10 protein-coding genes are annotated in these 9,924 nt (G+C 70.0%); 3 read left to right on the forward strand and 7 right to left on the reverse strand.

The window, feature by feature from the left end; all coding sequences use genetic code 11:
* The coding region (locus FAZ79_RS10585; RefSeq protein WP_169303682.1) for an AAA family ATPase at positions 1–1,154 on the reverse strand (1,154 nt) is incomplete at its 3' end.
* A 132-nt stretch (positions 1,155–1,286) separates the two neighbouring features.
* Here FAZ79_RS10585 and queF point away from each other — a divergent pair.
* From queF to cysZ, 3 genes are read left to right on the forward strand one after another with little or no spacing between them, the layout of a single operon-like run.
* Positions 1,287–1,676: a preQ(1) synthase gene (gene queF, locus FAZ79_RS10590; protein WP_136867936.1), complete on the forward strand. Its 390-nt coding sequence runs from the start codon at positions 1,287–1,289 to the stop codon at positions 1,674–1,676.
* Between the two features lie 4 nt (positions 1,677–1,680).
* Positions 1,681–2,952: an FGGY-family carbohydrate kinase gene (locus FAZ79_RS10595; protein ID WP_136867937.1), complete on the forward strand. Its 1,272-nt coding sequence runs from the start codon at positions 1,681–1,683 to the stop codon at positions 2,950–2,952.
* On the forward strand, positions 2,949–3,704 hold the full coding sequence (gene cysZ / locus FAZ79_RS10600) for a sulfate transporter CysZ (RefSeq protein WP_247709544.1): 756 nt from the start codon (positions 2,949–2,951) through the stop codon (positions 3,702–3,704). Before FAZ79_RS10595 ends, cysZ begins: the two co-directional genes overlap by 4 nt.
* 246 nt (positions 3,705–3,950) lie before the next feature.
* Here the strand turns inward: cysZ and der are convergent, their stop codons facing one another.
* From der to FAZ79_RS10630, 6 genes are all read right to left on the reverse strand, one after another.
* On the reverse strand, positions 3,951–5,369 hold the full coding sequence (der, locus tag FAZ79_RS10605) for a ribosome biogenesis GTPase Der (RefSeq protein ID WP_136867938.1): 1,419 nt from the start codon (positions 5,367–5,369) through the stop codon (positions 3,951–3,953).
* A 42-nt stretch (positions 5,370–5,411) separates the two neighbouring features.
* On the reverse strand, positions 5,412–6,560 hold the full coding sequence (gene bamB, locus FAZ79_RS10610) for an outer membrane protein assembly factor BamB (RefSeq protein ID WP_169303683.1): 1,149 nt from the start codon (positions 6,558–6,560) through the stop codon (positions 5,412–5,414).
* The gene (locus FAZ79_RS10615; RefSeq protein WP_136867940.1) at positions 6,560–7,183 is read right to left on the reverse strand and encodes a tetratricopeptide repeat protein; all 624 of its coding nucleotides are present in this window, start codon (positions 7,181–7,183) and stop codon (positions 6,560–6,562) included. The genes bamB and FAZ79_RS10615 overlap by 1 nt, the downstream gene beginning before the upstream one ends.
* 21 nt (positions 7,184–7,204) lie before the next feature.
* Complete coding sequence (hisS, locus tag FAZ79_RS10620; protein ID WP_136867941.1) at positions 7,205–8,464, reverse strand: histidine--tRNA ligase; 1,260 nt, start codon at positions 8,462–8,464, stop codon at positions 7,205–7,207.
* 12 nt (positions 8,465–8,476) lie between these two features.
* Entirely contained in the window at positions 8,477–9,598 is a 1,122-nt protein-coding gene (gene ispG, locus FAZ79_RS10625) for a flavodoxin-dependent (E)-4-hydroxy-3-methylbut-2-enyl-diphosphate synthase (RefSeq protein WP_136867942.1), read from the reverse strand.
* Positions 9,595–9,924 (reverse strand): DUF4115 domain-containing protein (locus tag FAZ79_RS10630; protein ID WP_136867943.1); only part of this gene is annotated, 330 nt, incomplete at its 5' end. The genes ispG and FAZ79_RS10630, both read right to left, overlap by 4 nt.

A 9,924-nucleotide genomic window follows, 5' to 3' on the forward strand; every position in this document is an offset into this window, starting at 1 on the left:
ATCGCCTCGCGGCGCAATGCGTCAAGTTCGGCCTCCGCATTCGCGCGGGCATCGCGGGCGCGCTCGTGGGCGGCGGCCAGTTCATCGAGCGAGGCGCGGGTGTCGCGCTGCTCGGCGATCAGGCGGTCGCGACGGGTCTCGGCCTCGCGGCGTTCGCCCTCGCGGCGTTCGGCCGTTTCCCGGTCGTGGTGCGTCTGGCGTTCGAGCCCCTCGAGCCGCGCGTCGAGCTCGGCCTGCCGGGTGGTGACGGCGTTGAGGTCGTTGGCGAGTCGATACTTCTCTGCCGAGAGTTCGGCCAGCCGATCGGCGGCCGCCTGGACGGCGCGTTCGGCCTCGTCCTGGGCGGCCTCGGCGGCGGCCAGCCGTTGCTGGCAGGTCGTCTCGATCTGCCCCGTCTCGGCGACGATCCGGTCGAGCCGGGCCCGCTCGTCGCGGGCCTGGATCAGGGCGACCGCGGCCGCCTCGACCTGGCGGCGACGACGGACGGCGGCAAGCTCGCGGTAACGCCTCGCGGCGCGCGCCTGACGGGCGAGCGTGGCCTCCTGGCGCTCAAGCTCGGCGGCGATGTCGTTGAGTCGGGAGAGGTTCTCCTCGGTGTGGCTGATGCGATTGGCGGTCTCGCGGCGGCGCTCGCGGTAGACCGAGATGCCGGCGGCCTCCTCGAGGTAGCCGCGCAGCTCGTCGGGCTTGGCATCGACGATGCGATTGACCTGGCCCTGCTCGATCACCGAGTAGGAGCGCGCGCCCACCCCGGTGCCGAGGAACAGGTCGACCACGTCGCGGCGGCGCACGCGGGTGTTGTTGATCTCGTAGCGGGACTGGCCGTCGCGGTCGAGGCTGCGCCGGACGGTGAGTTCGTTGTAGGCGGCGAAGGGGCCGTGGATGCGCCGTTCGCGGTTGTCGAGCGTCAGTTCGACCACGGCCCGACTGGCGGCGGCCCTCTCGCCGCTGCCGGCGAAGATCAGGTCATCGAGGGCCTGGCCGCGCAGGTGGCGGGCCGACGATTCGCCCATCACCCAGCGCAGGGCATCGATCAGGTTGGATTTGCCGCAGCCGTTCGGTCCGACGATCGCCAGCGTGTTCGCGGGCAGCCGGATCTCGGTGGGCGAGGCGAAGGACTTGAAGCCGGCCAGGTACAGGCGGGTCAGGCGCATGGGATCGACACACTCCCACGCGACGGGTGGCAACGGTAATCGACCGCGACGGTCGGCAAGGCCCGGATCGGGGACTTATACTTCCGCCCCCGATTCAACAGAACCTCGTCACATACCGCAGGACAGTCATCCATGTCGACGCAACCCAGCAAGACACTCGAAACCTTCCCCAACCCGCATCCGGAACGGGACTATACCATCCACATGGAGGTGCCCGAGTTCACCTGCCTGTGCCCCAAGACCGGCCAGCCGGACTTCGCCACGATCCTGATCGACTTCGTCCCGGACCAGCTGTGCGTCGAGCTCAAGTCGCTGAAGATGTACATGTGGTCGTTCCGCGAGGAAGGCGGCTTTCACGAGGCGATGACCAACCGCATCGCCGACGACATCGTCGCCGCGATCAACCCGCGCTTCCTGCGCCTGACCGGCCGCTGGAACGTGCGCGGCGGCATCTGGACCAACGTGGTGGTCGAACACCGCCAGGACGGCTGGGCGCCGGCGCCGAAGGTCGAGCTGCCCTGATTCCATGACGACCGCCCGCCATCTGGGTATCGACGTCGGCACCTCGGGACTGCGCCTGGCAGCCCTGAATGGCCACGGCGAGTGCCTGTGGCTGGAGAAGGCGAGTTGGCCGGCACCGCCGGCCAGCGACGGGCACGAACAGCCCCCCGCCGGCTGGTGGGCGGCCTTCGATGAGCTGATGCGCCGGCTGGGCGGGCAGGGACGACTGGCCGACATCGCCTCGATCGCCTTTGCCGGCACCTCCGGCACGGTGCTGACCGTGGCGGACGACGGCACCGCCGAGGGACCCGCCTTGATGTACGACGACCCGCAGGGGGGCGATCAGCTCGCGGCCCTCCGGGCCCTCGAAATCGACCCCGATGCCCAGTTGTCCGCCCTGGCCCGCTGGCGACTCCTGGCCGAGGCGCGTGGACAGCTCGGGCGGCCGGTCAGCCAGGCCGACTGGTTCGTCCTGCGCCTGACCGGACGGCACGTCAGCGACAGCAACAACGCGCTCAAGTGGGGCTTCGACGCGGTGGCCGAACGGTGGCCGGCGCCGCTGGCCGACCGATTCGGCGCCCGGCTGCCCGAGGTGCATCGCCCGGGCACCGCGATCGCGCCCGTCACACCCGACCTCGCCCAACGCTGGGGCCTGGCGGCGAACGTCATCGTGGCCGCCGGCACCACCGACTCGATGGCCGCCCTCTGGGCCAGCGGGGCGACCGAGGAAGGCGACGGCGTGACCAGCCTGGGCTCGACGCTGGCGTTGAAACTGATCAGCACCCGCCCGGTGAGCGATGCGGCCAGCGGGGTCTACAGCCACCGCTTCGGCGAACGTTTCGCCGTCTCGGGGGCCTCCAATACCGGCGGTCGCGTGCTGGCCACGTTCTTCGACAGCGAGGAGCTGGCCCGGCTGAGCGAGTCGATCGACCCCGAGGCACCCGACACCCTCGGCTACTGGCCGCTGGCCGGCCGCGGCGAGCGGTTCCCGGTGGTCGCCCCGGCCATGGGGCCGCGCCTGACACCGCGCCCGGCCGACCCGGCCCTCTTTCTTGCCGGGATGCTGCGCGGCATTGCCCGGATCGAGGCACTGGGCTATCGGCGCTTCGCCGCGCTGGGTGGCACGACCGTGCGGCGGGTGCTCTCCTCCGGCGGCGGGGCGCACAACCCGGTGTTCGCCCGCATCCGAGAACGGGCCCTGGGCGTGCCGGTGACGCTGGCGGCACACACCGAGGCGGCCGTGGGCGCCGCGCGCCTGGCGGCGGTGGCCATGGAAACGAAGGGAGCGGGCAGATGACGACACCCCTGACACGAGCGGCGCGCGAGATGGGCGGGGTGGGTTACTGGCTGGCCGGTTGGCGCCTGATGTGGCAACCGGGCCTGCGCCGCTTCACCCTGATTCCGCTGTTGATCAACACCCTGCTGTTCGGACTGGCCGGCTGGCTGCTCTTGAGCTTGGCGGGTGACTGGGTCGAGGGCCTGCTGCCGGACTGGCTGGACTTCCTCTACTGGCTGCTCATGCCGATCGTGGTGCTCGGCCTGCTGCTGGCGACCTTCTTTACCTTCACCCTGGTGGCCAACCTGATCGCCGCGCCGTTCAACGCGGTGCTCGCCGCCCGGGTCGAGACCCACCTGACCGGCCAGCCTCCTGCCGGGGACGACCAGGGCATGATTACCGGGGCGGTCGGCGCCGTGGCCGGCGAGGTCGGCCGGCTGCTCTATCTCGCCGCCTGGGCCATCCCGCTGGTGATCCTGTGGTTCATCCCCGGCCTGAACCTGCTGGCGCCGTTCGCCTGGTTCCTCTTCTCGGCCTGGATGATGAGTCTCGAGTACGTCGACAACCCGGCCGGCAACCACGGCCTGTCGTTCGCCGAACAACGCCGCCGTCTGCGCGAACGCCCCGCGCTAACGCTCGGGTTCGGCAGCCTGATGACGCTCATGACCATGGTGCCGGTGGCGAACTTCCTCGCCATGCCGGTGGGCGTGTGCGGCGCGACCCGGATGTGGGTGGAAGGGTTCGAGGGGAAGGCGATCAGACGAGAGGGCTGAACGCGCTGGAAGCTCAGCCTGCCATGCCGTGGCATGGGTTCAGGCCGGGACGGCCGCTGGGGCGGCCTTCGCGCGCGGGGCGCGCTCCCACAATGGGCTCCCAGCAAGCGGTTGGCAGCACCCCACTGTGGGAGCTTGCCTTGCAAGCGAAACGCGCCGCAGGCGCGTGTCCCACGCCGATCTGGCAGCCAACCTCGACGGGATCGGGGCTATTGACGGAGCAGCCCCTGCGGGGCCACGCCGCACTCAGCCCTTGCGCGGCTCGCGACCCTTGGAGCGACGACGGGCCTCGGCCTTCTTCTGCTTGACCTTCTGCAGCGGGGTGCGCCGGTCGATCTTGCCCTCGTAAGGGTTCGAATCGGTGCGGAACTCGATCCGGATGGGCGTACCCATCAGGTCGTGCTCGCGGCGGAAGTAGGACTCGAGGTAGCGGTGGTAATGCCCCGGCAGGCGCTTGGTCTGCTTGCCGTGGATCACGATGATCGGCGGGTTGCTGCCGCCCTGGTGGGCATAGCGCAGGCGGATGCGCCGACCATGGATCAGCGGCGGCTGATGCTGCTCGACCGCCGCGCTCAGGGTGCGGGTCAGGGCGTTGGTCGAGATCGAACGCATCGCCGCCTCATAGGCCTGGTCGACGCTCTCGAACAGGTGGCCAACGCCGGTGCCGTGCAGCGCGGAGATGCGGTGGATCTCGGCGTAGTTGATGAAACCGAGCTTGCGCTCGATCTCGGTGCTCACCCGCTCGCGCACGTCGGACTCGAGCCCGTCCCACTTGTTGACCGCGATCACCAGCGCCCGGCCACGCTCGTTGATGAAGCCGAGCAGATGCTGGTCCTGCTCGGTGATGCCGGTATGCGCATCCAGCACCAGGATCACCACGTTGGCCGCGTCGATCGCCTGCAGGGTCTTGACGATGCTGAACTTCTCGATCGCCTCGCCGACGCGCGACTTGCGCCGCACCCCGGCCGTGTCGATCAGCGTGTAGGGCTTGCCGTCGCGCTCGAAGGGAATCTTGATCGAGTCGCGGGTGGTGCCGGGCTCGTCGAAAGCGAGCACGCGCGACTCGCCCAGCAGGCGGTTGGTCAGGGTGGACTTGCCCACGTTGGGCCGCCCGACCAGGGCCACGGTGATGCCCTGGTCTTCCGGTTCCTCGGCGGGTTCCTCGGTCAGTTCCGGCGGCAGCATCGCCTCGAGGCGTTCCCACAACCCACCGATGCCACGCCCGTGGCTGGCGGCGATGTATTCGGGCTCGCCCATGCCCAGCGCCCAGAACTCGGCCTGGACCTCGTGCTCGTCGACGCCGTCGGTCTTGTTGACCACCAGGAGCACCGGCTTGCCCGCCCGGCGCAACTCGGCGGCGATCTGCTCGTCGGCGGCGGTCAGGCCCGCGCGGCCGTCGACCAGGAAGGCGACCAGGTCGGCCTCTTCCATGGCCAGCCAGGCCTGGTCCTGCATCAGGGCCTCGATCCCGCCGCGCTCGCCGGTCAGACCACCCGTGTCGATGACCAGCCAGTCACGCCCCTCGTGGTGCGCCGCGCCATACTGGCGGTCGCGTGTCAGGCCGGCGTAGTCGGCCACCAGCGCGTCGCGGGAGCGGGTGAGCTGGTTGAACAGGGTCGACTTGCCCACGTTGGGGCGGCCGACCAGGGCAATAACGGGTTTCATCGCGTCGATAGACTCAAGGGAAAACGGCCGGCGGTAGCGGGATCAGTCAAGCGTGAACACCCGCAGCTCGCCGTCGCGGGAGACCGCGAGACCTCGGCCGTCGACCTGCTGGATCGGGTCGACCAGCGGGTCGCCCCAGTCGGCCCGGCCGACCAGCGCGCCGCTGGTGGTCGAGAGCACGTGCACGTAGCCTTCGCGATCGCCGACGATCAGGTAGCCGTTGATCAGGGCCGGCCCGGTCAGGCCACGGTGCTTGAGGTCGGACTGGCGCCACAGGGCATCGCCGCTGCGCCGGTCGATCGCCCAGATCACGCCGTCGGCGTCGCTCAGGTAGAGCGCGCGTCCGCCGGCCGCGATGTTGTTGGTGTTGGAGAAGTCGCGCGACCACAGCTCGCGTCCGCCCTGGGCCGCCAGCGCGGCCAGCTTGCCCTGGTAGGTCGCGGCGTAGAACACGCCATCGGCGAACACCGGGGTGGCGTCGACGTCGACCATGCGATCGACGTCGGTGCGCCCGGTCGGCAGGGCGACCGCCTGGCTCCACAGTTCGCGACCGTCCTCGCGGGCGAAGACCGCCAGCGTGCCGTCGTCGAAACCGGCGGCCAGCGCGTCGGGGAACATCAGGACGCGCCCCTGCCCCTGCAGGGTCAGGGCCGGCGGGGCCTTCGACTGACGCCACCGGACCTCGCCGCTCTCGGCGTCCAGCACGTGCAGCGTGCCGTCGCGACCACGCACGGCCACGTCACCGAAACCGACCGACGGGGCGGCATCGACGGAGCTGCGGATCGAGGTGTCCCAGCGACGTTCGCCGCTGTCCGCGGCCAGGGCAAACACGCGGCCATCCTCGCTGCCGAAGACGACGATCCCTTCGCCGGCACCGCCGCCGACGCTCAGGTCGGCGTCGAGCTCGGCAGACCACAGCCGCTTGCCCGACTCGAGGTCGTAGGCAAACACGTCGCCGTCCGGACCGGCGACGAAGACACGCCCCTCGTCCTCGACCGGCGCGATGGCCGTCAGGTGGTTTTCCTGATCGCCGCCGGACGAGGCATCCCAGACCACCTTGGGCGGCTGCTGGTTGTCGATTTCCTCGAGCGGCGTGGGCTTGACCAGCTCACGCGGGGCCGAGCAGCCGGCCAGTGCGACGGCCAGACCGGCCACGAGCGGCAGGGTCCAACGATGGGGTTGCGTGGTCATCATGACGCCTCCTCCGCGTTGGCCGGCAGGCTGTCGAGCTTCATCTGCAGCAGGCCGTTGGCCGCGTCGGATTCGACCGCGGTCTCGTAGGCCTCGCGGGCGGCGACCAGGTCACCACGCTCGGCGAGGATGTCGCCGCGCAGCTCGGCGAACAGCCCGTCGAAACCAGCCGGCGGCTCGGCCAGGCGCTCGAGGGCAGCGTCGTGCTCGCCCTGGGCCCAGAGGACACGCGCCAGCCGCAGGTCGACGGTGGCCACGAGCTGGGCGCGCTCGGCGCTGGCGCGGGCACGTTCCAGGTAGGAGACGGCCGTCTCGAGGTCGTTGTTGTCGACCGCGGCGCCGGCACCGATCAGCCAGGCCAGCACGGTGTAGCTGGTGCCGTCGTGGCTGGTGGCCACGTCGCGGGCGCGCTCGACCACGTCGCCTTCGCCCGCGGCTGCTATCTGCTCGAGGTTGGCGAACGCGGCGGCCGCCGAGGCCACGCGGTTGTCCTGCCAGCCCTGCCAGCCCTGCCAGCCGATCAGGCCGGCGACACCGAGCACGACGCCGGCGATCACCGTCTTGCCGTGCTCCGACCACCAGTCGCGGATGCGTTCAATCTGTTCTTCGTCTGAGGCGACCATAGGGGTTCCCGAAGTGTGTCGTTATGCGTGTTGGTTGGCGGCCAGCAGCGTGTCGAGGTCGCTAGCGGCGACCGTCTGCTGCTCGCCCTCGCCGCGCAGCGGCTTGACCGAGACCCGCTCGCCGGCCTCGTCCTCGATAATCACGGCGGTGCCGGCACCGCTGCGGTCGGCGCGCTTGAACTGCGCCTTGAGGCCGCCGCCGTCGAGATTACACTGCACCCGCTGGCCGGCCAAGGTGCGGCGCAGGCGGTCGGCCAGGCGCAGGGCCGCGCCCTGGCGACCGGTTTCCGGCACGATCACGTAGACGTCCGCCCGGCCCGTGTCCGTCGGCGTGTCGGCCAGCGAGAGCAACCGCTCGATACCGATGGCAAACCCCGCCGCCGGCGTCGCGCGGCCGCCGAGCTGCTCGACCAGGCCGTCATAGCGGCCACCCGCGCAGATGGTGCCCTGGGCGCCGAGCGACTCGGTGACCCACTCGAACACCAGCTTGTTGTAGTAGTCGAGACCGCGCACCAGCCGCGGATTGACGCGGTAGGGGATGCCCAGTGCGTCGAGCAGTTCGCGGGTCTTGGCGAAGTCGGCGGCCGATTCCTCGTCGAGGTAGTCGGCCAGTTTCGGCGCGGCTTCGAGGATCGGCTGGATCTCGGGATTCTTGCTGTCGAGCACCCGCAGCGGGTTCTCGTGCAGGCGCCGGCGCGCCTCCTCGTCGAGCTGATCGGCATGACCCTCGAGATACTCGATCAGCACCTCGCGGTGGCGGGCCCGGGCCTCCGGCTGGCCGAGGGTATTGATCTCGAGGCGCACGTCCTCGATACCGAGGCGCTGCCACAGCGAGGCGGCCATCTGGATCAGCTCGATTTCCAGCTCTGGTCCGGCCACGCCGAAGGTCTCGACGCCGAACTGGTGGAACTGGCGGTAGCGGCCTTTCTGCGGGCGCTCGTGGCGGAACATCGGCCCGGTATACCAGAGGCGACGCTGCTGGTTGTGGATGATGCCGTGCTGCAGGCAGGCGCGCACGCAACCGGCCGTGCCCTCGGGACGCAGGGTGAGCGAGTCGCCGTTGCGGTCGTCGAAGGTGTACATCTCCTTCTCGACGATGTCGGTCACCTCGCCGATCGACCGGGCGAACAGCGCGGTCTGCTCGACGATCGGCATGCGGATCTCTTCGTAGCCGTAGGCGGCAGCGGTCTCGCGCAGTGCCGTCTCCAGTCGCTGCCAGGCGGGAGTGTCGTCGGGCAGCACGTCGTGCATGCCCCGGATGCTCTTGGGCGTCTTGCTCATCGTGGGATCAGGTTATCGGTCGTCGCTGGAGTCGTGGGCGGCCTCATGGGCGGCCTTGTCCCGGGCGACGCGCTCGCGGATGGTGTGTTCGATCTGGTCGACCAGCTCCTCTTCGGTGAGCTTGCGCGAGGGCTTGCCGTCGACGTAGAGGAGATTGGGCTGGCCGCCGGTCAGGCCGATGGACGCCTCGCGGGCCTCGCCGGGGCCGTTGACCACGCAACCGATCACGGCGACGTCCATGGGCAGGTCGATGTCCTCGATGCGCTCTTCCAGGGCGTTGACGGTCTTGATCACGTCGAACTCCTGGCGAGCGCAGGACGGGCAGGCGATCAGGTTGACGCCACGGCTGCGGAGCTTCAGCGACTTGAGGATGTCCCAGCCGACCTTGACCTCCTCGACCGGATCGGCGGCCAGCGACACGCGCAGGGTGTCGCCGATCCCCTCGGCCAGCAGCATGCCGAGACCCACGGCCGACTTGACCGCCCCGGCGCGCGGGCCGCCCGCCTCGGTGATGCCGAGATGCAGTGGCTGCTCGATCTGGGAGGCCAGCTTGCGATACGCGCCCAGGGTCATCCAGACATCCGATGCCTTGAGCGAAACCTTGAATTCGGGGTAATCGAGCCGGTCGAGGATATCGATGTGGCGCAGGGCCGATTCGACCAGCGCGTCGGGCGTGGGCTCGCCGTACTTCTGCTGCAGGTCCTTTTCCAGCGACCCGGCATTGACGCCGATGCGCAGCGGGATGCCGTGATCACGCGCCGAATCGATCACCTGGCGCACGCGGTCCTCGCGACCGATATTGCCCGGGTTGATGCGCAGGCAATCGGCACCCAGATCCGCGACGCGCAGGGCGATGCGGTAGTCGAAGTGGATGTCGGTGATCAACGGGATGGAGACCCGTTGCTTGATCTTGCCGAAGGCCTCGGCGGCATCCATGTTGGGCACCGAGACCCGCACGAGGTCGGCGCCGGCGGCGGCCAGGCGCTCGATCTGGGCGACCGTCGCCTCGACGTCGCAGGTGTCGGTGTTGGTCATCGACTGGACGGAGATGGGCGCATCGCCCCCCACGCCCACGGACCCGACCTGGATCCGACGGGACAGGCGACGCGTCACCGGAACCGGTTGAAAGCTCATGAATTCCCCACGGTGGTTCGCAGCACGCCGGTGGCACCGCTCGGTTCACCCAGCTCCACCGGCTCGCCCTGGTATTCGACCTCCAGCCCCTCGGGCTGACCGAGGACCAACGAGAACGGGCCGGTCGCCTCGGCGAACGCGCGCTCCTCGCCGGCGGCCAGGACGTCGTACATCAGCCGCTCGCCGTTGCCGTCGCGCACCTCGACCCAGCTGTCGGCACGGGTGGCACGCAGCACGAGCGCCGGCGGACGCGACTCGGCCGGTTCGGAGGCCGCCTCGCTCGTTTCACCGGCCGCGCCTCGGGCGTCGCGGCGCCATCGGTCGTG

This window comes from Guyparkeria sp. SB14A, from assembly GCF_005096345.1.
In the GTDB taxonomy this organism is placed as follows: Bacteria; Pseudomonadota; Gammaproteobacteria; order Halothiobacillales; family Halothiobacillaceae; genus Guyparkeria; species Guyparkeria hydrothermalis.

Coding starts and splice junctions, on each gene's coding strand:
- queF (WP_136867936.1), top strand. CDS start 1,287: ATGTCGACGCAACCCAGCAAGACACTCGAAACCTTCCCCAACCCGCAT.
- FAZ79_RS10595 (WP_136867937.1), top strand. CDS start 1,681: ATGACGACCGCCCGCCATCTGGGTATCGACGTCGGCACCTCGGGACTG.
- cysZ (WP_247709544.1), top strand. CDS start 2,949: ATGACGACACCCCTGACACGAGCGGCGCGCGAGATGGGCGGGGTGGGT.
- der (WP_136867938.1), bottom strand. CDS start 5,369: ATGAAACCCGTTATTGCCCTGGTCGGCCGCCCCAACGTGGGCAAGTCG.
- bamB (WP_169303683.1), bottom strand. CDS start 6,560: ATGACCACGCAACCCCATCGTTGGACCCTGCCGCTCGTGGCCGGTCTG.
- FAZ79_RS10615 (WP_136867940.1), bottom strand. CDS start 7,183: ATGGTCGCCTCAGACGAAGAACAGATTGAACGCATCCGCGACTGGTGG.
- hisS (WP_136867941.1), bottom strand. CDS start 8,464: ATGAGCAAGACGCCCAAGAGCATCCGGGGCATGCACGACGTGCTGCCC.
- ispG (WP_136867942.1), bottom strand. CDS start 9,598: ATGAGCTTTCAACCGGTTCCGGTGACGCGTCGCCTGTCCCGTCGGATC.